This window comes from Rummeliibacillus pycnus (assembly GCF_044359855.1).
GTDB classification, from domain to species: Bacteria; Bacillota; Bacilli; order Bacillales_A; family Planococcaceae; genus Rummeliibacillus; species Rummeliibacillus pycnus_A.
Genome location: NZ_CP132291.1, coordinates 2,048,403 through 2,073,258 on the forward strand (window position 1 = coordinate 2,048,403; position 24,856 = coordinate 2,073,258).

Consider the following 24,856-nt stretch of genomic DNA (forward strand, 5'->3'; position numbering starts at 1 on the left):
AATCTATTACACCGTTTGGCTTGATTCGGCCATTATACTAGTACTATGAAGTGGTTGAACTTTTGAAGTTGGATCAACATACACTTTTGCATTACTAATTGCTACTGGTGCTTCTCCAAATCCACTTGCTATTAATTTGACTTTTCCGTCATATGTGCAAATATCCCCGGCAGCATAGATTCCTTCTATATTTGTTTCCATTTTTGAATTAACTACAATTGAATTCTTTTCAATAGCTAATTTCCAATTCTTAATTGGACCTAATGTGGAAAGAAATCCAAAATTGACTATGATATCATCAACTTCTTGCACTATTGTTACGCTTTCATCTTTGGCATGTTGCAACAATACATGTTCTACATGTTGACTGCCAATCAATTCTTTTGGTATATAAGGTGTTACAATATTTATGGTTGAATTCATAAGCTGTTCAACACTATGCTCATGTGCTCGGAATTTGTCACGACGATGTACTAGTGTTATATTTTTTGCGATTGGTTCTAACATTAATGCCCAATCTACTGCTGAGTCTCCTCCACCAAATATCGTGACACTTTTGCCCTTGAAACGTTCTAAATCATTTATAAAATAATGGATATTTTTATCTTTATACTTTTCTTCATTCTCTAAACCGAGTACTCGTGGATTAAACGCACCATTACCAGCAGTAATCAAAATTGTTTTTGAATAATACTTATTTTTATTAGTTTGAATGCCAAAGATTCCCTCATCATTCTTCTCAACTACTTCTACTACTTCACCTAGGAATACATCTGTTGGGAAATTGTCCATTTGTTGTTTTAAGTTTCCGATTAACTCTTGTGCTTTAACTTTTGGAAATCCTGCAATATCATAGATATACTTTTCAGGATAGAGGGCAGACAACTGTCCACCCAATTGAGGTAAGCTTTCAATAATTTGTGCACTCATCCCGCGTAAACCCGCATAGAAAGCAGAAAACATCCCTACTGGTCCGCCACCTATAATGGTTATATCCTTTACAGCCGCTTCATTCACTATTTAACAACTTCCTCTCTTTGCTCGTTTCTACGATCAACCAATCGTATTGCTTTACTCTCAAATCGTGGTAGTTCCATAGGTGCTTTAATAGCAACATCTACTGAGATCAAACAAGCATTTTTGATTGCATGTAGAATTTGTTTCTTCAATTGAAGTACTATTGGATGTTGTAGATTACTACCAACTTCTTCATATAGACTAGAATTGACTTCAACTTGTAATTCCACCGCATCCATATTTCCCTTTTTCAGAAGATGTATTTGGTAAAACGGCGCTAATTTATCAATCTTCAACAACTCGCGTTCTATTTCAGACGGGAATACATTCACGCCTCGGATAATCATCATGTCATCTGTCCGCCCTTTTACACGAGCCATCCTTGCCATTGTGCGTCCGCAAACACACTTTGCTCGGTTGAGAGAAGTAATATCACCTGTACGATAACGAATAACCGGAAGTGCTTCTTTCGTTAAAGTGGTAATAACTAATTCACCATCTTCTCCATCCGGGACAAGTTCTAATGTTTCCGGATCAATAATTTCTACAAGGAAGTGATCCTCTGCAATATGTAGCCCTTGTTGTGCTTCATGGCACTCAATAGCGACACCTGGTCCCATAACTTCACTTAGCCCATATATATCTACAGCTTTAATCTTTAGTTTATCTTCAATTGTTTTACGCATTTCCTCTGTCCAAGGCTCTGCTCCGAAAATTCCGTACTCAATACCATTTGTTTCTGGCTTAATTTTCAACTTCTCCATTTGTTCTGCAACATTTAATATATATGAGGGTGTACCAGCGATGCCTCTTGGTTTAAAATCCTGAATTAATGTTACTTGGCGATCCGTGTTGCCTCCTGAAACTGGTATTACTGCTGCACCTAATTTTTCAGCTCCATAGTGAAGACCAACTCCACCTGTAAACAAACCATATCCATATGCATTATGGAAAATATCCTCCGAAGAACCCCCAGCAGCAGTAATAGCTCGCGCTACAATTTCTGACCATATTTCAATATCTTTTTTCGTATAGCCTACAATTGTTGGCTTACCACTAGTTCCAGAAGAACCATGAATACGTACCACATCCGACATTGGGACCGCAAATAATCCAGTTGGATAGTTGTCACGTAAGTCTTTCTTTTTCGTAAATGGTAGTTTCCTTAAATCTTCTAAACTTTTAATATCTGAAGGCTTTACATTCAGCTCATCAAATTTCTCTTTATAAAAAGGAACATTATTGTAAACCCTTTCAACAGTTTCTATAAGACGTTGCAATTGTATCTCTTGAATTTCCCCTTGTGATTTTGTTTCAATTTCTGGATGATACATCCAAAGCCCCCCTTGCTTTAGAAATCAAAAACAGATTAAATATAACGATTTATCACGAAACGTTTTAATTTCGTAATTTAATATTATGATAGTTAATATGTTCAGAATTGTCAATAAACTTATTTTATTCTATTTAATGCTTGTTTTTTCTTTTTTAATTAACTATTTTCAAAAAACAAATTAATAACATCCAGTAATAAATAAAATATTATTTATATACACACTTCCGTATTTATTTTGTAATATATTTTTGGAAATAAATTTACATACGAATACTCCATGTGATAAATTATGAATATTCACAATATTTTAAAACCAAGTATTACAGGAAATAAAAAAATAATTCTACAAAGGGGCTTAATCGTGTCAAAACAAAATAGCAAAACGATGGAATCACAATCTGCTTTTCAAGTATTAAAAAATGAACCATTTGCAAATTACTTAGGAATTAAACTGACCTCTATGGATGAAGGAACAGCTACTGCAGAATTATTTGCTACCGAAACTATGTTGAATTCCCATGGAAGTGTACACGGTGGAGTTATTTTCTCTCTTGCGGATTTTGCATTTGCTGCTGCTAGTAATTCTTATGGGCAAGTTGCCGTCGGAGTCAATAATTCCATTAATTATTTTGCTGCAGGACATGTAAATACCAAACTTGTTGCTACTGCAACTGAAATCAAGCGAACAAGAAAACTTGCTTGGTATAACATCCAAGTACATAATGAAGAAAACTTAATTGCTTTGATGGAAGCTATGGTTTACTTAAAAAATCAAAATTTTTTAAGTGAATAAAATGAAACTTCATAAAAAAATGAGCCTCGAAATAGCGGTCACTTAAAAAGTGATCTTATTCGAGGCTCATTTCATTTTTTTGAGGATCTAATTTTTAACATCATTAAATGTACATTATAAGAGACTTTTAACTGATGTTTTTAATTACTGTTTCTGTAACTGTGAACCAATATTATCTCTTCACAATTACTTTCTTAGCTTTACTTGTATTTCCAGCTTTATCTTTAGCTGTTACATACAATGAAGTTCCTGCTTTTTGTTTATTAATTTTGACTGCGAAGTTGCCTTTATTGTCTACTTTTGCTTTTCCAAGTGTTTTACTTTTCACTTTTACTGTCACGGTTGAACCTTTTTCTGCTTTACCTTTGACAGTTGTTGTTTTACTTGTCACTGCATGTACTACTGGTGCTACAGGTGCAATTTTATCTTTCACGACAACTTTAACAGCTTTACTTGAACGTTTTGCTGAATCTACGCTTGTAATATATAGCTTAGTACCAGCTTTTTGTTTCTTGATTTTAATTTTGAATTGACCTTTGCTATTCACTTTTCCTTGAGCAATGACTTTTTTAGAAGCGTTCTTAATCACTACATTTTGTTTTGCCTTTGCTTTTCCGGTAACATAAGTCGTTTTATTACTAATTGTATTTACTTTAGGAGCTGCTGGTGACTTGTCTTTTTCAACGTATACAGTAAGTGTTGATTTTGCAAGACCAGTAGAATCAGCAATAGTAACTCGAAGTTTTTGATTTATTTTTTGTGCTGGAATTTTCACTGAGAAAGTTCCTTTTGAAGAAGCTGTTGCTTTTCCAATTACTTTTGATCCCTTTTTAACTTCAACTTTAGCACCTTTTAAAGCGTTTCCTGTTACTGAAGTTTTCTTCTCAATAATAGGATTTACTTTCACTTTTAAATCAGCAGTACTTACAGCACTAAATGCATTTAGTCTTCCATAACCTGAAACAAGATCGCTACCTATAGGAAGATCAAAATCTTCAGGAACCATACCACTGCTTCCACTGCCAATCATATCAATAATACTACTATTTTCTTCTTGATTATCCTTCTCTTCAAATGCAACATTATCGGATGATTCGTGTAAAATTTTACGAATATCTGCTACTTTTAATTTTGGATTTTCTGATAAAAGTAACCCTGCTACAGCAGCTACATGTGGTGTAGCCATTGATGTTCCACTCATATAAGTTACATTTCCGTTAGGTACAATACTAGGAATCTTAGTTCCAGGTGCAACTAAATCTAATTTCTCTCCATAGTTTGAATAATCGGAGACAATATCTAAAGTATTTGTTGCGCCTACAGAAATAGCATATTGTGAAGATCCTGGATAAGAGATTCCATATTGTCCATCATTTCCACTAGCAGCTACAACAACGACATTTTTTGATGCAGCATATTTTAGCGCATATTCTAGTACTCGACTATATTTTCCACCTAGACTTAAGTTAATAACTTTTGCTCCATGATCAACAGCATATTTTATACCATAAGCAATTTGTTCTGTATCACCTGAACCACTTGCATTCAGAACTTTAACAGGCATAATCTTTGCCTTTTGGTTAATTCCTTCCATGGAATAGCCATTGTTAGATTGTGCAGCAATAATTCCTGAAACATGCGTACCATGTCCATTATCATCTAATGGTGGCTGATCTTTATCTACAAAGTTTTTACCGAGATCAGTACGTACACGATTTTTTAAATCAGCAAGTGTATAGTCAACACCTGTATCGACAACCGCGATCAATGTGTCTTTTACATTTTGTTTACTTATTAGACTTTGTAGCTTATCGTTACGGATATCCGCACCTTTTAAGCCTTCATCTTCACCAGGGTTTTTCAAAGACCATTGATAGGATGATTGAATATCATTTGAAAGAGAGTGATATGTTTGAACAGGTTCAACAAATTCAACCTCTGGAAGTTTCTTCACTTGTGAAACAGTAGTTTGAAGTGAAGCTGCTTGTGCCTTAGCACTCATTCCTGAGTTTTGATTGTTCAACTTAACAACATACATATTATCAAAAAGTTCATCTTGTTTATCTACAGCTGATAACGTTGATAACGTGCTACTTGCTTTGATTTTTGATTGAACAGAACTTAATGTTTTACCATCTTTTAACTTCACAATATATTTACCACTAGAAGTTTGAGGTAATTTAATGCCTAATCGATTAGCAACGTCTACTACACTTTCACCTGCAAGGTTTGTAAGATTTGCTTTTTTCGATAGACTTTCCATTTCTGTTTTTAATTTAGTTGGTACTGCTTCGTTCGTAATTTTATATAATGCATTGATAGCTTTTGCTTCACTTTTGCTAATTATATGTGAGCTACTGACACCATTTGTGTTTAGATCATTAATCATCGGTTGAAGAACAACTAAATTATCATAAAGATCTTCTTTAATATTTTTGTTGAATGCTAACTTCACAAGCACGAATGGTGCCGCTTTATAGTACAAGGATGATAATTGACGACCTTGTTCCGTTTTTGAAAGAATTCCATCACGGAATAAACGAATATCCTTTAACATTTCCTTTGCACTACTCTTACCGTTTACACTAGATTCAACTGGACATGATGCTCCTGCTGAGTCCTCTGTACTCGGTGGTAATTTTACAGAACTTGTTTTTAAAGTATAACTAGCATTTCCAAAATCAGCACTATCAAGTGGTGGTGCAACTGAAGTTACTGTTTGGCTTCCTTTTCCATCTTGAAATCCTGTTGCATCCATATTTTCTGTTAGGCCATAATACTCAACCTTTATATAGTAAGTATTGTCCCAAGCATATGGAAATTGAATGATTGCAGGTGTACCAGGAATTGTTCCTGCAGAATATTGTTCAAAAGTTTGATCTTTCTCAGCATTTTCTTTACTAGAGTAGACAGATACATTCACTACTTGATCACTATTTACTTCTATTTTTAGATGAGAATATTTAGTGATTTCATCTTTAGTTGGCGTGATTTTATACCATTTAACACCAGGCTGTTCAAAAGCACCATCAATTACTTTTCCATCCGTAATAGTAGTTGCCTCACCAACCCCAGTCGCCGGAATTGTTTCTGCATGAGATGTTTGTGGAATTATGAATCCAAATACCAAAGCAAAAATAAGTAACCAGCTTGTTAATTTACTTAATTTGTTAAAATTCACATAATTGCCCCCTTATATAGTTTTTAAGGAAAAAACTTCCTCTCTTATAATATCTATTATTATCGAATACTTCAAAACAATATTTTTTTTATTCTATAAATTAAACTATTTTCTTAGGTACTAATTAAAACATATTACATATTTTCTTAATATATAAAACTTATTACCCATTATATATTACCTATACGAATAATCCCTCAGATATAGCCCCATTCAGTACTACTCGTCTAGGGATTGGCACCACTCACGGATTTCCTATCCCACGAAACGAGAATATATCATTAAATTTATTTCATTCCACAACAAAGCCCATGAATTCAACCATTCATGAGCTAACTTTTTCATATTTACCTTTATAAAAATTTCTTAGAATTCTTTTTACCGTCATACGAATAGAGAACAAATTTATCTTCCACAACTGTTCTAACATGAACAGGCCGTCCCCACAATTGATAGATATAAGGTAGAACCTGTTCTAAATAGCGAGGATCAAGTTCCATTCCTTCATAGCCGTGTACTAAATACAATTCGCCGTTTCGTAAATAGTCACCGTTTTCCACAACAATGTAAGGGAATCCACCATTTACTCTCATCGATACAAGTTGATCACGTATCGCTTCATAATCTTTGTCTGTAATACGATAGTCTGATCCCTTTTTCTCAAATAAATAAAGGTCTTCTTGTTTTACCAAGTCTTTGGTCAAATAGTTTCGGATAAAGGACATATCCGATTCTACTTCTCGTACCTCAAACATTTTCTCACGACCAGAATTCGGTTTAACACCTAATCTCTTCATTTCTTCTGTCGGATTGTCATATCGCTTTTCAATATCTTCATAAATTTTTATGCCTAAGTAATATGGATTAATCGAAGTTTTAGACGGCTGAACAACGCCCGCATTTAACTTCGCATAATCAATCGTTTCAGTCGTTGTTAAATTTAGTTCTCTCATAATACGTTGATGCCAGTACGAAGCCCAGCCCTCATTCATAATTTTGGTTTCTAGTTGTGGCCAAAAATAAAGCATTTCTTCTCGCATCATTGTCAATACATCTCGTTGCCACTCTTCCAGCTCACGACTATACATCTCAATGAATAGTAACAAATCCTTTTCCGCTTTTAAAGGAAACTTTTTCCGTTTATAACGTATTGTATTTTGTTCTTTTTCCGGTCGATCTAAACTCCAAAGATCATCGTATGGTGTTTTTGATGCAATCAGTTCTTCATCTTCTTCGTCATCACAATCGCTCTTTAATATCTTTGGACGCAAGATAGAGGGATCAATATGTTCTTGAATAGCTAAGACTGCATCTAGAAACTGTTCTACCTCTTCTTTTCCATAGAGCATTTCATAATGGGAAATACGCTCAGCAGTTGCTGTCATGCTCTCTACCATGTCTCTTCTAGTATTTGTGAAGCGAACATTGTTTTTGAAAAAGTCACAGTGTGCTAAAACATGAGCAATAATCAGCTTATTTTGAGTTAATGAATTTGTATCAAGTAAAAACGCATAACAAGGATTAGAATTAATCACAAGTTCATAAATTTGACTTAAACCTAAATCGTATTGCAGCTTCATTTTATGGAACTGTTTTCCGAAGCTCCAATGGGAAAAACGAGTTGGCATGCCATATGCTCCAAATGTATATATTATATCTGCTGGACAGATCTCATATCGCATTGGATAAAAATCCAAACCAAACCCTATCGCAATTTCCGTAATTTCATCAATAGCCTGATGAAGCTCCTTTTCCATCTATTGAATCCCTCCGCGCATATTATTAGGAAATGAAACTTTTACCATCTAGTTCAATCTTCAGGCTGCTCTTTTTGGAAAAAGCATTTTAATGCTTCATAAACATCATTTTTTGTTTTTAATACATATTGCCGAAACTTTGGATTCTCTATTTTTTTATAGTTATACATTAAGGTTGAAAAGCGATTATGTTGATTAACTTCACCGTAACCGAACATGCTTGAAACTTTCATTAATTCCTGAATTAATCTAACGCAAGATTCATTATCTGTTGACATATTTTCTCCATCAGAAAAATGAACAGGATAGATATTATATCGCGCTGGATTATATTTCTGATTAATAAGTTCCAATGATTTTAAATAGGCGGAAGAACAAATCGTACCGCCACTTTCTCCCTTTGTGAAAAATTCTTCCTCTGTCACAACTTTTGCAATCGTATGATGAGCGATAAATTCAATTTCCACAGTTTCATACTTAGAACGTAAAAACCTTGTCATCCAGAAGAAAAAGCTTCGAGCACAATATTTTTCAAAACTCCCCATCGAACCACTTGTATCCATCATTGCAAGGACAACTGCTTTCGATTCAGGTTTTACAACTTCATCCCATGTTTTAAATCGTAAATCATCATTGTGAATAGGGGAAATCTCTGCCTTTCCTTTCATAGCATTACGTTTAATAGCATTTAAAATTGTTCGTTTTTTATCGATATTGCCCATAAGCCCTTTTTTTCGGATATCGTTAAATTCAATCTTTTCTGTCGTAATATCTGCCATGTCTTTCTCTTGCAAATTAGGTAGCTCTAACTCTTTAAATAAAACATTCTGGATTTCTTCAATACTTATTTCTGCCTCATAGTAATCTTCACCAGCCGTGTCCCCTGCCTCTTTCCCTTTCCCAGGACCTTTGCTTTCCCCACTTGAATCGCGGGCTACTACATCTCCTACCTTACTGTCACCTTTTCCTTGACCAACATGCTTTGATTTTCCATAGTTGTATCGAATTTTATACTCATCTAGAGAACGAATAGGAATTTTAATAACATCTCGACCGTTTGACATTATGATGCTCTCTTCACTTACTAGATCTGGTAAATTATTTTGGATAGCTTCTTTTACTTTTTCCATATGACGTTGTTGATCTTGGTGTCCTTTACGATGGAGAGACCAATTTTCCTGAGAGATGACAAAATGTTTATTCGAATTTTCAGTCATTTTCACCCTCACCCATCTATTATTAAAAAGTTTTTAACACGAGTATCAATTCCTTAAGAGCCCACATTATATAAAGCTTTGTCGTGGAAAAAAATCTCTTTCTTTATACTATGCTAACTTTTACGATAATTTAACTTTTTAAGATATAAAAATGGAGTGTCCTTAAAAATATTTGGACACTCCTATTTCTGATTCTTAACGATTCAATAAGCTACCTACGTATTGTAACAATTCATTTGCAGAAGTTGAGTTATAACCATGTTCGTCTATCAATGTTGCAACAACTTCGTTAATCTTCTTAAGTTGAGATTCATCTGGCGTTTTAGAAGACGTTGTTATTTTCACGATATCTTTTAAATCAGCAAACAATTTCTTTTGAATGGCTTCTCGTAATCTTTCGTGAGAATTATATTCAAAGCGCTTTCCTTTTCTTGCATAAGCAGATATGCGGATTAAAATTTCTTCACGGAATGCTTTTTTCGCATTTTCAGAAATACCAATTTGTTCTTCTATAGATCGCATAAGTTTTTCATCTGGATTCATTTCTTCACCAGTAAGAGGATCTCGAAGTTTGTTTTTATTACAAAAGGCTTCTACATTATCGAGATAATTATTCATTAGCGTTTTCGCAGATTCTTCATACGAATACACAAATGCTTTTTGCACTTCGTTTTTCGCAATTTCATCGTATTCTCTTCTTGCCACTGCGATATAGTTCATATATTTTTCTTTATCTTCCTGACTGATTGAAGCATGTTGATCGAGTCCGTCTTTAAGAGCAAGTAACACGTCTAATGCATTAATAGACGGTACTTTCTTGCGTATAATAGCTGAAGAAATTCGGTTAATAATATAACGAGGATCGATACCATTCATGCCTTCGTTTGGATATTCTTTTTTCAAGTCTTCCACATCAACTGAATTAAATCCTTCTACACTTTCTCCGTCATAAAGACGCATTTTCTTTACTAAATCAATACCTTGTTTTTTCGGTATTTCAAGCCTTGTTAAAACGGAGAAGATTGCAGCAGCTTTTAATGCATGTGGTGCAATATGAATATGTGACATGTCACTTTCATTTATCATTTTCTCGTAAATGCGTTCTTCCTGACTTACTTTTAAATTATAAGGAATTGGCATGACGATAATTCTTGAGTGAAGTGCTTCATTCTTTTTATTTGAGATAAAGGATCGATATTCCGTTTCGTTCGTATGAGCAACAATTAGCTCATCTGCACTAATTAACGCAAATCTGCCTGCCTTAAAGTTTCCTTCTTGCGTTAATGACAAGAGGTTCCATAGAAATTTCTCATCTAGTTTAAGCATTTCCTGAAATTCCATCATACCTCTATTTGCTTTGTTTAGCTCTCCATCAAAACGGTAAGCACGTGGGTCTGATTCAGAACCAAATTCTGCAATAGTAGAAAAATCGATACTACCCGTTAAATCTGCAATATCTTGTGATTTCGGATCAGATGGAGTAAATGTACCAATTCCAACACGTTTATCTTCTGAGAAGAAAATACGCTCAATCATTACATTTTCAATGTGTCCATCATATTCTTGTTCAAGTCGCATCGTGTTTAAAGGAGATAAATTCCCCTCTACTCGTATACCATATTCTTCAAAGAAATCGTTTCGGAGATGATGTGGAATTAGATGGAGTGGATCCTCATGCATTGGGCAACCTTTTATGGCATACACTGCACCTTCTTCGGTTCTCGAATATTGCTCAAGCCCTCGCTTCAGTAATGTTACAATGGTCGATTTACCACCACTCACCGGTCCCATCAATAATAAGATTCGCTTACGAACATCTAGTCTTCTTGCTGCAGGGTGGAAATATTCTTCCACCAGTCTTTCAATGGCTGTTTCAAGGCCAAAAATTTCTCTCCCAAAAAAGTGGTACAAATTTTTATTGTCTCGTTCTTCTAATCCAGAACTTTTTATCATATTGTACACCCGAGAATGGGCTGTTTGAGCAACTTCTGGTCTTTCCTTCACAATACTTAAGTAATCTGCAAAAGTTCCTTCCCATTTTAGCCTGTTTTCTTCTTCACGGTAACTCTTAAACTTATTTAAAATGTCTATAGTTTTCCCTCCATTCAGGCCTGTTTTATAACATAGTATGAAGTTAGAGAATTATTGATAACCACTACAATTACATTGTCGAATATTCTTCTTACATAAAATCATGCAATAGCTACAATTTAGACATCTTATTGAAGCGGAAAAAACTTTTTATTAAAAGACCTTCAAATTATTCAAGTGCATAAAATTATTTTTTGCTGTGCAATCTAAGTTGAAATGTTTTAGATATATGTTTTTTCAATTAATATTTATGACATTGTTTCGTTAGCTTTAACAAATAAATTTACTTTATGTAAGCTGCACTTATGGAATATTAAAATTCGGTTATTCTATGTAGGATGGAAAGGAGGATTTTTTTATTGGTTCGTTATTTTATTTCCTTATTTGCAATTACCCTATTCTGTAGTACGATATTTTCTGCCGCTGCATCTGCAAAGGAGGAAACTCCCTCAAGAGAAGAGATTCTGAAGCAGCGTATGTCCTATTATGTACAGTATGAAAAGTTACTTGTTCCTTGGTATTTTTTAGCAGCTATTGATCAATATGAACGCAATATACAATCAGTTCGTAAAGACATCCCGAAGCGTGATAGCGTTATTGCCATCAAGTTCTCTGATGAATTTTGGGCAGGGGCATTAAATCCTTACAGTCAGGATACAACACCTTCAACAATAGACTATTTTGGCGGTATGGGTCTTGATGGAGACAAAGATGGGATTGCCAATTCAGAGGATGACGAGGATATAATGTATACAATGGCAAGGTATCTTAGCCGATTTGGTCCAACTGAAAATGATTTTAAGTTAGCCTTATGGGAGTATTACAATAGCGAGCCCGTGGTCAATCAAATCATGACTATTTCTACTCTTTATAAACATTTCAACACAACAGATCTTAATACACATGTGTTTCCATTACCTTTACGCTACGATTACAGCTATAGAAGTACTTGGGGGGACAATAGAGGCTGGGGCGGTAGAAGAATTCATGAAGGAACAGACCTTTTTGCTAGCTACGGTACACCTGTCCTTTCAGCATCCTATGGGGTAGTCGAGATAAAAGGTTGGAATCGGTTCGGTGGCTGGCGCATAGGCATAAGAGATCAGAATAATTCATACCATTATTACGCCCATCTTTCTTCTTTTAGTAAGGACATTAATGTTGGTGACGTTGTGGAACCTGGTAAAGTACTTGGGTTTGTTGGTAGTTCTGGATATGGGAAAGAAGGAACATCCGGCAAATTCCCACCCCACCTCCATTATGGTATTTATAAATTCAATGGACGAACAGAATGGGCATTTGACCCTTACCCATCACTCCTACTTTGGGAACGACAAACAAAAAATGCAAAAAATAATGTGGATTAATTCAAATGAACCAGTACCTTTTTGAAGGGACTGGTTCTTGTGATTTTAAAGAAATTAATGATTGCTTGTTATTTATTTTTTCTTTTTGTTTTATCATCTGCTTTTTATTTGTCTAGTATTTTTCGTATTCTAATAATTTGTTCATTACATATTTCAATTAACTAGAATAAATCTTAGATTTTTTAGACATACTAGTAAAAAGATAATATGAAAGGAAGATAAATAATGAATCATTTAGAGCAAAATCTTACAAGTAACCTAGAAATAGTAGACTTCAGAAATAAGATCACTTCTATTATTTACAGTCTCCACTTTGACTGCTGCTATCATGTTGAAGATTGTATTATCGATTTACACAAATTACTTTTAACTTTAGACGACTTGGAAATATCTTAGTAGTTGAGGAAATGGGAATTGAATACAGTTATAAATATAAACGTAGAAGAAGGCAGGGGTTTGACCCAATCGAACCCAAACTATCAGCTTCCAACAGAAGTTAAAAATATAACTATTTTTTAGACAAGCTCTTTAATGGGTTTGTCTATTTTTTATAAAAGAAAGTTTGCATGTTTGCATATTAAATGATTTTTATTTAAAGTAATGTCTTCTCAGGAACTTCAACATCTGTTAGTCTTCCATTCTCCTTATCAATAAATAAATTTGTTATCTTTACATCTGGAGGCATCAATGGATGGTTTCGGATAATTTCAGTATTCTTCTGTACACTAGTAGTTACAGTCTTGCCACCTTCTAACCATTCACTGATAGTACTCTCGGGAAATTCTGGTGCGCAATTTTTCAATAGATAATCTACTATTTGTATTTTCTCTTGTAATTCTTTATTTTCATATATTTTGCAAAATAGATCCCTTGAATTTTTTTTATCTATCTTTGTATCAATCACAAATATTTCCTCAATATTTTCCTGATAAACGGCAAGAATAATTTCTCTCATAAAATCGTCGAAGGGTTGCAAAATTCCTTGTCCATGACTTTGTAGAATTACGATATTCTCCCGATTAATACGATTCATCTGACTTAGTATTTTTTCTAGTTCGTGCCCTCTCCCCGTCACGAATAGTATCTTTTTCTTTCCATCTATATGCATCAAATCTACCCCATTAATTTCTTTAATTTACAATCAATTTCATAAATCCGTTTTCGGTTTATAAATACGAACATTTCAACATATTAACTTTTCACTATTCAAATTTGGATGTTCCGCTACAGACGGCGCTTTCCACGGGCTTGGCTTCAATCTCATCGGGCCAACACGATGTTGGTCACGAAGTCGTTGCCACAGGACGTGGCGTTCTTAGGTTTTGTTCCTTAAAAGATGTGCTCCTGCATCGCTTCGCTAGCTTCGTCGCAAGAAATTCTTTTTAACAAAAGAATTTCTTCCTGCGGGGCTTTCAGCTCAAGCTTTTCCCGTAGGACTTTGAATGAGCCTCACTGAATTAGCTTCGCACGAAGGAAATGCGAAGCATTTTCGAGGACTCGCCGTCTTTCGCTCCACAGTGAACAAAATTGGATATCATATCCTTAAATGTTCGTATATTTTGTATGAATTTTGCATTATGAAATTGATTCATACAGTGAAATAATAATGTTTTGGGTATATCCAGTTTTTTTATCATAATTTGCTTTGTAAATCACTTGAAAGTTTAAAAAGTATAACTCGTTCTCCTGTTTGTGTACTTAGATCCGTATGAAAACTTACTACTTCTTCACCTGTTAATTCTAGAATAATTTTCTTTAGTTCATCTAAACCCGATTCCACCAAACTATTCCGATGCTCTTTTACTGACAACAGTCCCTCTTTATTTTTACAGACTGAATATTCAGCTGGTGTCAATATCCCGCGCAATACTACGATAATCATATCGCGTAAGATGTCAGATTTTACTGAAACCGAGCCGCGACCAAGATAGCTCTTCTCCCAATGAGTTAAAGCTTTACTTATTTCTGATTCAATATTGCCTTTTGTTTTATCCATAATTCCTATCCCCTATTAATTGTTTCTTATGTGAACAAATATTAATTCCTTTTTTCCTTATTAAATAATATGTTATCACCAAACTAGAATGGTTAAGACCAGCTTTTCCACTGTCCCTCAGGATCAATCGATGCTAATCGAATCCAACCATGTTGTACTTTTTGAAGAAATACTGGATCAAGGTCCAATAGCCGTTCAATATGCTTTATTGGAGCTTGAATCACTACTAATAAGCGCAATGGTTCATGGTAAGCCTCTTGATCCGATTGCATAACAGACTGCCACGGAAGTCCGGACAATAAATCACTAGCGTTTCCCTGCATGACACCAATCCCAGCTGTTATTGTTTGAGTAGTCTTATTTCCACTACCATAATAATGTGGTGCTACGGTAGATGCATAATATTGGAGGTTAATCCATTGGGCAACCTTAGCTGGTCCAGCGATAATTTTGGCAAGTATATCACCATTAACATCATTCTTCCACTGGTAGTTATGGAGAAATGCTCGACCTTCTAAATTACACTCTTTAGTAAGCTTACGTTCACCAATGATAAATGTCGCATTACGAGCCAACCCCCATTCTGGACGTACTTCACTCCAATCCTCTGCAAAACGTTGAACTTCCGCTTTTGGATTTTTATAATGGCAGTCTAAAGTTGGTAACTGTACAATTCGTTCTGCATTTGCTTCATCACGAACTTTTGACAATTTTGTTTGTATACAATCAAATGACTCCTGTGCTTCTTCCGAAAGTTCAGGAACATATAGGAACCGAAGCTCATCCAATGTTGTGATATGCTCAGCAGCCACAAATATTGTTTCTTTCGGTATGAGAATTCCTTCTTTTTCTAACTCTTCTCTTACTTTTGGAAAGTTGCACAAAGTTGCCAATACTCGTGCATTAAATCCACTAGAGGCCCCTCCGCATGCACCACAATCTAGCGCTGAGGAATACGGGTTGTTCGTACTGTGACTGCCGTGACCACAAATAACAACCAATGGAGCAAAATGATCTGTCAGCCCCATCATTTTCAACGCTTGTCGAGCATAAAACACTTGCTCTTTTTCAGAAAAACCTACTGGTAACTCTGAATCTAGTGTGTGTAAATGATCAAGTGAAAGTTTGGTAGACGGTTTGTGCAGCCATTTTTTTCGCATTTTGCGCATAGTATAACCTGCTTTTTGTGGCACAAAGCTACGAGCTAAAGTTTGCAAACTAAGCCAAGGACCGCTAATCTCCGGCAGTAACAGGTTTGAAAGCATGTTATGTTTCATCGTCTTAAATGTGTGACTTAATGAATTAGCGGTGTTTTCACGTTGCTTATATAGTTTCAAGTCCGCATCAGATGTTGCCTCAATTACTTTGTATTCAGGCTTGAACATTACAGGCAAGGATTCATGGCAGTGCGCACTTCCAAGCTCCGTTGTTTCTATCGGCAATCCAAAAAAGCCAGCCGTTCCAAATGTTTCGAAAGGACCCACTTTTTCTAATTGGCGACGAAAAGGTTCTGAACGTACATCAATACAAAAGGCAAATTGCGCCATTACAGACTTTGTTTGTTGAACTGATATGAGCTGTTTTGATGTAATCATCTCTCGTAACTGAACTTCATATGTTTTTTCCCATGCTTCTAACCAAAGACGATTACGAACAAATTGATCAAAACGATCAGCCAGTAACAAGCGTGCTTTTGCTTCTGTTGAAGAGAGCTTTGCCCAATCACTAAGCAACATATTCCCCCATTGAGTCCAACATAATAATAGCGGTTCAATTAGCACCTGCTCCTCTACTTTTGGGTCAGGTAATGGAAGATATGATTTGACTAGAGCACACTCCAAAGAAATTCGAACTGCTAGATATTCTAAAAGTAGTTTTTCTTCTTGTGTTGCTTGTTGTGAGCGCCAAAGTATCATTCCCGCCCAACCTGGTAATGCGAGTAAATGTGCTTCAAGATAATCTTGTAATTTAGATTTAGGTATTTCTAATTCTATCAATGCCTCTGATAAAGCATGTTCCGCATCTTCTGGTAATAATTTTAGTTGTTTACGTATGTTATGGTTCAGTGCTGGATCATATTGAATCATTGCCTTCCATGCCAGATAGAGTCCTTCTTCACGATTAGGCATTGACCAAACTGCTTGTGACTCATCTAAGTACAATTTACACCATTTAATGATATGAAGATTTAACTCCTCGGAAATATTCTCTTTTCCCATTTGTTCAATACGTTGACTGTATGTGAGAACTGTATAATTCTTAGGGATTTCTAGCATATAATGACTTAGTTTTTTAGCTAGTTGTTTTAATCCAAGTCCTTCTGAAGTATCAAAAGATTGTTTATCTAGCTCAAGTGCATTACGACAAAACTGCTCAGCTATATTTCTTGGTATAACCAGACCTTGTATATCAAGCCATTTGGTCATTCCTTCTTCTAAAAATTTTTTATTAACCTCACCTTTTTTATTTGCAGATTTTAATATTGTATTATTCGGATATATATCTACATCACAAGTATCTTTTAATCGACGTGCTACTTGTTCAAATGTTTGATGTTCCAATCCCGCCCAAGGACTACGAGCTGCAAATGAGTTGATGTGTCCAAGAGGTACTATGACCTCACTTGCTGATTTCACCAAATCATTAATATTAAAACTAAGGTTATCAGATTCTTTTTCAAAGTTTAATGTGAATGCTGTACTCAATGTACATTGCCCCCTCGAGATAACAATTGTGTCAGATACTTTGGATGGCTTTCTACTAAACTTCTTTTTGGCTCACCTAATTGAATAAACCATAGATAGATAGCCAATGAAGCTTGTGAATTTTTACGAATTAACCATGTTCCAATTACACTAGCAACCAATAATATCACTAACAGTAAAATGCCCATTGAAATAGATTGTTGAATTCCACTTGGCATTGCATCATTCAATAGCTTATGAAATACAGTGTGCACTACTTGGAACACAATAGCTGCTCCTACGAAAAATATAATTCCAGCAATGCGTCCAATATGGCCCACTCCGAAAGCAACGAGCTGTGTCCAAGCAAGTGCAACAGACCATCCCAAGATTAAAGCACTTACCAGTTGGTACCCTTCATCCGGAGAAGTCAGCCAAAAGGCAATTCCTAACAGTAATCCTAAACCTCCACCAATAACCATCCATACGAATGAGGAGCGTTGAGATTTATGAGAAACTGGTTCATGTTGCTGAGCAGCAGAGCCTGCTTGTAAGAATAATGTAGATTTAAACAGACCATGTAACACTGCGTGTGTAATAGCTGCTAAATATGCTCCTAACGCACATTCGATTAACATGAAACCCATTTGTGCAATTGTAGAGCCTACAAGTTGACGCTTATAGTCAACTTGTACAAGCATTATTCCTGTTCCAACTAATACTGATACACTAGATAAAACAAGTAGAACAACTTGTACTGCATCACCATTATAAAAAGGAGCAAATCGCGTCAGCATAATACTACCAGCATTCACAATACCTGCATGCATGACTGCTGATATAGGCGTAGGTGCAACTACTGAGTCTAACAACCAACGTTGGAATGGCCATTGTGCAGCTGGAATAATAACTGATAAAAGCAGCAATAGATTAATACACGTTTTCTCCCATGCATTTAATTGTGCAAGGTTGTCCACGCTAATAACTTGAGATAGTTGCCACTGTCCTGTAATTTGAAAAATCCATACAACTGCGATTAATAATATGAGCCAACTGATTGTAAAATAACGACCGGAAATCTTAGAAGCACGGCGAGCCACTTTCCATTCTTTTCTCAAACCTATAAGCAGTGTTAATCCTAGAAGTGTAAATCCCCAACCGATTAAAAGCAGGCGTAAATCATCACTAATCCAAGCAAGTGAATCAGCAACCGTAGTAACTGTTAAAAGTGGAAAATATTTTCGATAGGAACGATCACCAAGTAAATAATGAACTGAATAACGTTGTACAATTAAACCTATTGTTAAAACAAATGTTGACCAGAGCCATGATAAAGAATCAAAATGCCAAGGACCTATAATCACGCTCCCATTGTTAGAAACTAATGCTAATAAAGCAACAATCGGTGGTAACGCAATGATTCCTATATGAACACGGATATAATTTACAGGAATTCTTGGTATTAGCATCAAAAAAGCACTACATACAGAAATCCCTAATACTATAAAAAAAACTGTCGACCATGAAAAATAATCTAAGAAATTCAATATTCAACATCCTCTCAATGAAATGAATGAAAGGTAAAATCAAATTTTTATCATTTAATTCTACATAATTAGCTTTAAAATAGTTTTCTATTAAAATCAAAATTAATTATTAAAACAAAAAACCGATAATCTCTAAATTCAATGGTCTTTTACCATTAAAATCCGGAAATTATCGGTTTACTTTTAACTAGCCCATTCGGGTTTTAAATAGCCTACCTCATTATATAACAGGCTTCCTAATAACATGGAAGCATTTTAAATTTACTGTAATGTTAGTATATAGATATACTTTTTCAAATAGCCATATTACATATAACTCTTTGCTAAAGCACACTATATTTGATAAATATTCTCTAGTAAAATATTTCTTGATAATTATTTTACTGTTTATGAAAGATACTGTCAAGTTGTTAAAGAAACAGTTGATCAAAATACGATTTGTTATAATACAGATATTCAACTTCAAATTCTGTTAATATTCTTGAATACCACTTTCATCAGTTCCGATGAATCCCTGACTTCCACCGACCGAGGATACTGTAAAAGTGTCTTAATACAAATGTTTATAGTATTAATCTGTTTTCTGCATGATGTGGAATTAGCTTCGCTTTCCGCGGGCGAGCGTTGAGCCTCCTCGGAAGCCCGTACCGTGCTTCACTGCGGGGTCTCACCTGTCTCGCTTTCCCGCAGGAGTCTTCTCTAATTCCACATCAACAAAGATAGCCATACAAGATTATTATTATGAATTTTCATCTTTTTTTACTTTTAGTACCTTCTCTTACGCTACTTCCAATGTCTTGGTAATCGGTTTTTCGGCAGTAGTCTCGGGCGTTCACCTTCATTTTTTCTTCCCACAAGTAGGTTAGAGACACTTGTATACTCAATTGTAGACTAATGGATTAAGTCCAGAACACGTTTTGGTGTTGAACCGTACTGAAGTAACTATTTATCTTACATTAATCTTAACCTGGGCATTTTGCTTTAATTGTAATTTAGGAAGCTTCCCTGATTTAATAATGACTTTACCTTTTCTAGGAGGTATATAGGAAAGCTTATAATGATTTTTTGATAAAGCATTTGGTTGTTCAGTTATTAAGTTATTCCCGGATTCATCTTCTATAGCTAGACGATTTGGTGTAAAATCATTACTAAAAGGAAAAGAACTTGTAGAGTGGAAATATAGTACATTCTTTTCTTTTTTCTTTTCAAGTTTAGTAACCACAATTTCGCCCATTTCACCTTGGGAAAGTACAAGTGGTAGATGCTCTTTATGAAGAGTTGCCTTAACTCCTTTTATCTGAATTGTTGTAGGAATAGAATATGGGCTAATTGTTACATTTTTTATATTATCTCCTAATGGGTCCAAATAATATTCCATCATCGTTCCTGATTCAGTACCTGTTCCACTCATATGATTGATTGATAACGGTTGCCCATTCTGATCTAAAACATGTAGCATAAGCGACCTTTTTTCATTTAGTAATTCTTCCATTTCAGCATCGAATTCTAACTGTAAATGTACTCCTGTATCTGCAACTTCAAACTTTTTCACTTTATATTTGATTCCATCTATTGTAGCCTTTTGTCCATTGGCTAATTCCATATTATGATTATTCGATTTTTTCATGTCTGTTTCAAACTGCCAGTCACCTTTTGTCTTCCCTATTTGATGAATCTTTACTACCATATGAAACTTATTTGGAAGTTTCTCCTCTGGAAATGCCTGAATCAGCCCTTCAAATTCTCCATTATCTATTGCCTTCCCTTTGTAGCTCTCTGAGAAATTAATCACTTTATTATCTATTTCAATTTGTAACGGGGCAATTTCGGATTCTTGGTCTTGAGTAAAGCTAAAAGCAATTCGGGAACCATCGTATATTATATCTTTAATAGTTATAGATACCCCATTACTTGTGATTGTTTTGTTTAAATTAACTCTATTATCATCTTCCAAAGCAACTCGTAATCCTGGTTCACCTGAAGAGTTAAAAATTGAATCAAGTAAAGGTACTTTTGCTAATACATTGGCCATCGTTGGTGATATGAAACCAGATCCAATGATTAATACAATCATGGCAACGCAAGATAAAATTACAGGCCATACACGTTTTTTAGATTCACGGAATAATTTCCCCTCTTTTATACCACTTTCTATTGCTGCATCTAATTTTCCCATAGGTACTTCAATAGAATCCAACGAACGCTTAATATCCTTGTCCATGTATTTCGCTCCCTTCATAAATTCTCTTTAATCTCTGAATCCCCCGGTGTAGATTTGTTTTCACAGTACCTTCTGGACAATTTAAAAATTCGGCGATATCCTTTACAGCTAAATCCTGATAAAACCTAAGCAAAATGACTGTTTTGTATTTTTCCTCAAGCTGCTCAATTGCCTGAATTAAATCTAATTTATCCTCTAAGTGTAATCTTTCAATTTCTTTTCCCACAAATTCATCCTCTAACAAAATTACTTTAGAGTTTTTACGTAGTAGTTCAATTGCTGTATTAATAAGAATTTTAGTAAGCCATGTACCAAAGTATTTCTCTTCTCGGACAGATTCAAGTTTGATATAGGCTCTTGTAATCGTTTCTTGTACTACATCTAATGCATCGCTCTCATTTTTCATATACACAAAGGCAATCTTATATAGCTTTTCTTTTTCTGCTGAAACCAGCTGAAGAAATGCTTTTTGACTACCATTCTGTGCTTTTTTCAATAGACTTTGATTAAACAATTCCTACCCTCCCTTTTCTTTACATTTGTTAGATGAATGAAATCCATTTTTCGTTTCAAACTTTCATGTATTAAATATACTATTTTTAGTAAATAAGGATACTAATCCTAAATAAACTTATATTGGATAAAATTATATAATCTCAAACATTTTTAATTAGCCAATAATATTTAAAGTAAAAAAACCGTATGAAAATGATAATTATTATCAATACTATACATAACAAAAGGATAACCTGAAATAGGTTATCCTGATGTATGGAAACATTATTTTCTTGGTTCAAATGTTTTACAATCTGTTTCTTCAGTAGTAGAGGCTTGCGTCCCCCTATTGCTGACTACATAAATTTCGTGCGCAGTACATTGATTCCCTTTTTGCCAAAATGTACAGTTACTTACCTCACAAAGAACATCCTTTGCCATCATACAGCACCTCCTTTATGACTAGTATTGACAGGAATCATAAAGTTGATACTGTGCTTAAATCAAATGAGATCTTGTCTTCTTGAAATAGACCTGCAAAATGCTGCTTTGGGCTGAAATGAACCTATCTTACATACCTGGAATCCAACCAGGTCTATGTAACATCTTCCACATTGGATCTGGAATTACAAGTTCTTTTTGTTTTGACTTATCGATCTTTGTAGGGATATTATGATCTCCTGCTTCAGCTTTTTGTACCCAATTTGGTTCAATTAAAAGTTCGCGGCCTAATGCAAGTAAATCGACTCCTGATTGGCTAGCCTTTTCAGCATCTTCTAATGAATAAATGGAACCAACACCGATTAATGGCGTACGTCCTTGGATTGTATCCAATAAAATTTCAACACGTGTCTTATTTTTGTCCCCGCTGAAACGATGAGGCTTTGTATAGAAGTCTCCTTGGGATACGTGTAAATAGGTTAACCCCTTATCGGCAAGTGCATCAATAAGTTGCACAGTTTGATCCATTGTAATCCCTGTTTCTTCTTCCTCTTCAGGGGAAAAACGATAGCCTACGATAAATGGTTTTATGGCATGTTTTGCTACTACATTTTTCACTTCATCTACAAGTTCCAATGGGAAGCGCATACGATTTTCAATTGAACCACCATATTCATCTGTACGTCGATTTGTATAGCCTGAGAAAAATTGTTGTAGTAAATAAGTATTCGCACCATGAATTTCAACGCCATCGAAACCCGCTTCAATCGCCCGACGACTTGTTTCACCGTACGCTTTAATAATTTCTTTTATTTCTTCTATTGTTAAAGGACGTGGTGTCACATTTCCTGGAAAAGCTACATCACTAGCACTTACAATTTCACCGTTAGGTACTTCTTCTGGAATTGAACGTCTACCACCATGATATATTTGTAGCACCGCTTTAGCTCCACCCTCATGAATAGCATCTGCCACTCTTTTTAAGCTCGGAATAAATTGATCTTCATATCCTGCAAACTGACCTGGAAAGCCTTTCCCATTCTCTGTCACATGTGTACAAGCAGTCACAACCACACCGACACCTTTCGAACGGTGTGCATAATATTCTACTTCTGCATCTGATACCGTACCATCTTCATTACCTGAATAAGTTGTCATCGGCGCCATAACAAGTCGATTTCGTAGTGATAATCCGTTTGGTAATGTATAGTTCTCAAACAAATTTGTCATTTTTCTGCCTCCCTGTTTGTTACTTGGAAATTGTTTACTTATATCGTATTCGTCTGAAAAGTTTGTGTCAAAGAATTGGATTGAATCATCCTGATGTTCAAAAATAAAAAGCGAGTTTCATATTAGCCTCTCACATTACTAATCGTTCACTTTTAATTAGATACCTTCCAATTATATTAATTACTTAATGCTGACACCATTTCGCTGAGCTTCATGATTGTTTTCCAATTTCTTATTGTTATTGGAACCCCTAATTTTTGAATATGAATTGGTATCTTAGCATTTCTAAAACTTTGTCGTAGAAATAGATAGACTTCCTTACCCTGTATGAAACATTCTTCATTTTCGCTTTTAAACTCAAGTAAATAATTGACACTTTCCTTTGTAGGTTCTTTTTCCAACAATGCTACGTGTACACTCTCTCCTTCTACTAAGGAATTTTGTGGATAAGGACAATTATTAATCAATGCTTCCCATTCTAGCTCTGTTCGTAGAATCACAGGTACAAAAAAGCCAAATCTATTATTAATTTCTTGTTCAATTTGATTTTGTAATCGATCCATATTTTCATCAGACTGAAAGATAATGTTCCCACTTTGAATGTATGTTTTTACTTGATCTAAACCTAAATTTTCTAACGTGCTTCTCAAATCTTGCATCTTTACAATATTATGTCCACCTACATTAATTCCTCTTAATAATGCGATATAGATTGTCATTCAAGCACCTGCCTTATTTATTAATTTCTATAGTTTGGTTAATATCTTAAATGGTGATTGATGCTACTCAAATGGGATGCCATTAGCCCACTCAACTCAATTAGCACCACTCACCAAATTATCTAACCTTTAATCTCTCTGTATGCTCTAAGCCTTCGCATCTTCTATAATCCAATCAACAGCGCTTAATAAGTCCGGGAAAACAGCATCTGCAAGCGGGTCACTCTTCCCTAAAAAAACTCCCTTTGTACCTGCCTTCTTCCCTGCAATAATATCTGTATCGGTATCTCCAACCATATAAGATTTAGATAAATCGATATCATATTTTTTACTTAGTTCTAATATTAATTTTGGTTTTGGCTTACGACATGCACAACCTGCTTTTGGCTTATGCGGGCAATAAGCCACATCATGGATAATGGCGCCTTCTTTCTTTAATTCAGCAATCATGTGATCATGTATTTTATTGAGTTGCGATTCGTTCATAAATCCCAATCCAACACCACCTTGATTTGTCACTACAAATATGTAGTCAAAGAAAGCGTTCAACTTTTTAATGGCTTCAGGAACACCTGATAAGAAGTACAGATCATTTGGTCTATTCACAAATTTAACTCGATCCGTTAATACTTCATTTATTACTCCGTCACGATCTAAAAATACAGCTTTCTTCATTCACGTCACACCTTTATTAATAATTAGATTTAAATATTAATTTTCCTCGTTAGTTATTATTATTTCCAACTTCATTCGGACTTATCACG

Annotated in this window: 18 protein-coding genes; 2 read left to right on the top strand and 16 right to left on the bottom strand. The window is 35.0% G+C overall.

What is annotated here, in order from left to right; translation table 11 throughout:
* Positions 1-6: 6 nt before the first annotated feature.
* Both Q8X41_RS10065 and paaK read right to left on the bottom strand, forming a co-directional pair.
* Positions 7-1,020, bottom strand: a complete 1,014-nt coding sequence (locus Q8X41_RS10065) for an NAD(P)/FAD-dependent oxidoreductase (RefSeq protein WP_397540240.1) — start codon at positions 1,018-1,020, stop codon at positions 7-9.
* Positions 1,017-2,351, bottom strand: coding sequence for a phenylacetate--CoA ligase PaaK (gene paaK, locus Q8X41_RS10070; RefSeq protein ID WP_397540078.1), 1,335 nt, complete (start codon positions 2,349-2,351; stop codon positions 1,017-1,019). The genes Q8X41_RS10065 and paaK overlap by 4 nt, the downstream gene beginning before the upstream one ends.
* Before the next feature lie 363 nt (positions 2,352-2,714).
* Between paaK and Q8X41_RS10075 the strand changes: the two genes are divergently transcribed.
* Positions 2,715-3,146: a PaaI family thioesterase gene (locus tag Q8X41_RS10075; RefSeq protein WP_397540079.1), complete on the top strand. Its 432-nt coding sequence runs from the start codon at positions 2,715-2,717 to the stop codon at positions 3,144-3,146.
* A gap of 172 nt (positions 3,147-3,318) precedes the next feature.
* Here the strand turns inward: Q8X41_RS10075 and Q8X41_RS10080 are convergent, their stop codons facing one another.
* The 4 genes from Q8X41_RS10080 to Q8X41_RS10095 all read right to left on the bottom strand — a co-directional run bounded on the left by Q8X41_RS10080 (position 3,319) and on the right by Q8X41_RS10095 (position 11,392).
* Positions 3,319-6,327 (bottom strand): S8 family serine peptidase, encoded by a 3,009-nt coding sequence (locus tag Q8X41_RS10080; RefSeq protein WP_397540080.1) that lies wholly within the window; start codon positions 6,325-6,327, stop codon positions 3,319-3,321.
* A 353-nt stretch (positions 6,328-6,680) separates the two neighbouring features.
* The gene (locus Q8X41_RS10085) at positions 6,681-8,084 is read right to left on the bottom strand and encodes a SpoVR family protein (protein WP_397540081.1); all 1,404 of its coding nucleotides are present in this window, start codon (positions 8,082-8,084) and stop codon (positions 6,681-6,683) included.
* 53 nt (positions 8,085-8,137) lie between these two features.
* Positions 8,138-9,301: a sporulation protein YhbH gene (gene yhbH / locus Q8X41_RS10090; protein ID WP_397540082.1), complete on the bottom strand. Its 1,164-nt coding sequence runs from the start codon at positions 9,299-9,301 to the stop codon at positions 8,138-8,140.
* A gap of 195 nt (positions 9,302-9,496) precedes the next feature.
* Positions 9,497-11,392, bottom strand: a complete 1,896-nt coding sequence (locus tag Q8X41_RS10095) for a PrkA family serine protein kinase (protein ID WP_397540241.1) — start codon at positions 11,390-11,392, stop codon at positions 9,497-9,499.
* Positions 11,393-11,751: 359 nt separating this feature from the next.
* On the opposite strand from Q8X41_RS10095, the gene Q8X41_RS10100 reads away from it, so the two are divergent.
* On the top strand, positions 11,752-12,759 hold the full coding sequence (locus Q8X41_RS10100; protein WP_397540083.1) for a M23 family metallopeptidase: 1,008 nt from the start codon (positions 11,752-11,754) through the stop codon (positions 12,757-12,759).
* Between the two features lie 592 nt (positions 12,760-13,351).
* Here the strand turns inward: Q8X41_RS10100 and Q8X41_RS10105 are convergent.
* The 10 genes from Q8X41_RS10105 to Q8X41_RS10150 all read right to left on the bottom strand — a co-directional run bounded on the left by Q8X41_RS10105 (position 13,352) and on the right by Q8X41_RS10150 (position 24,767).
* Positions 13,352-13,867 (bottom strand): carbonic anhydrase, encoded by a 516-nt coding sequence (locus Q8X41_RS10105; protein WP_397540084.1) that lies wholly within the window; start codon positions 13,865-13,867, stop codon positions 13,352-13,354.
* A 525-nt stretch (positions 13,868-14,392) separates the two neighbouring features.
* Complete coding sequence (locus Q8X41_RS10110) at positions 14,393-14,755, bottom strand: DUF2294 domain-containing protein (RefSeq protein WP_397540085.1); 363 nt, start codon at positions 14,753-14,755, stop codon at positions 14,393-14,395.
* A 92-nt stretch (positions 14,756-14,847) separates the two neighbouring features.
* The gene (locus Q8X41_RS10115; RefSeq protein ID WP_397540086.1) at positions 14,848-17,460 is read right to left on the bottom strand and encodes a DUF2309 domain-containing protein; all 2,613 of its coding nucleotides are present in this window, start codon (positions 17,458-17,460) and stop codon (positions 14,848-14,850) included.
* On the bottom strand, positions 17,457-18,989 hold the full coding sequence (locus tag Q8X41_RS10120) for an NADH dehydrogenase subunit 5 (protein WP_397540242.1): 1,533 nt from the start codon (positions 18,987-18,989) through the stop codon (positions 17,457-17,459). Before Q8X41_RS10120 ends, Q8X41_RS10115 begins: the two co-directional genes overlap by 4 nt.
* Positions 18,990-19,932: 943 nt before the next feature.
* A complete protein-coding gene (locus tag Q8X41_RS10125) occupies positions 19,933-21,207 on the bottom strand; it encodes a DUF4179 domain-containing protein (protein WP_397540087.1) in 1,275 nt (424 codons plus the stop codon).
* Complete coding sequence (locus tag Q8X41_RS10130; RefSeq protein WP_397540088.1) at positions 21,191-21,721, bottom strand: sigma-70 family RNA polymerase sigma factor; 531 nt, start codon at positions 21,719-21,721, stop codon at positions 21,191-21,193. Before Q8X41_RS10130 ends, Q8X41_RS10125 begins: the two co-directional genes overlap by 17 nt.
* Before the next feature lie 266 nt (positions 21,722-21,987).
* Positions 21,988-22,143 (bottom strand): DUF1540 domain-containing protein, encoded by a 156-nt coding sequence (locus tag Q8X41_RS10135; RefSeq protein WP_102694445.1) that lies wholly within the window; start codon positions 22,141-22,143, stop codon positions 21,988-21,990.
* A 129-nt stretch (positions 22,144-22,272) separates the two neighbouring features.
* Entirely contained in the window at positions 22,273-23,373 is a 1,101-nt protein-coding gene (locus Q8X41_RS10140; RefSeq protein WP_397540089.1) for an NADH-dependent flavin oxidoreductase, read from the bottom strand.
* A gap of 176 nt (positions 23,374-23,549) precedes the next feature.
* The gene (locus Q8X41_RS10145) at positions 23,550-24,092 is read right to left on the bottom strand and encodes a DUF1697 domain-containing protein (protein WP_397540090.1); all 543 of its coding nucleotides are present in this window, start codon (positions 24,090-24,092) and stop codon (positions 23,550-23,552) included.
* Between the two features lie 147 nt (positions 24,093-24,239).
* On the bottom strand, positions 24,240-24,767 hold the full coding sequence (locus Q8X41_RS10150; RefSeq protein ID WP_397540091.1) for a D-glycero-alpha-D-manno-heptose-1,7-bisphosphate 7-phosphatase: 528 nt from the start codon (positions 24,765-24,767) through the stop codon (positions 24,240-24,242).
* Positions 24,768-24,856 lie beyond the last annotated feature (89 nt).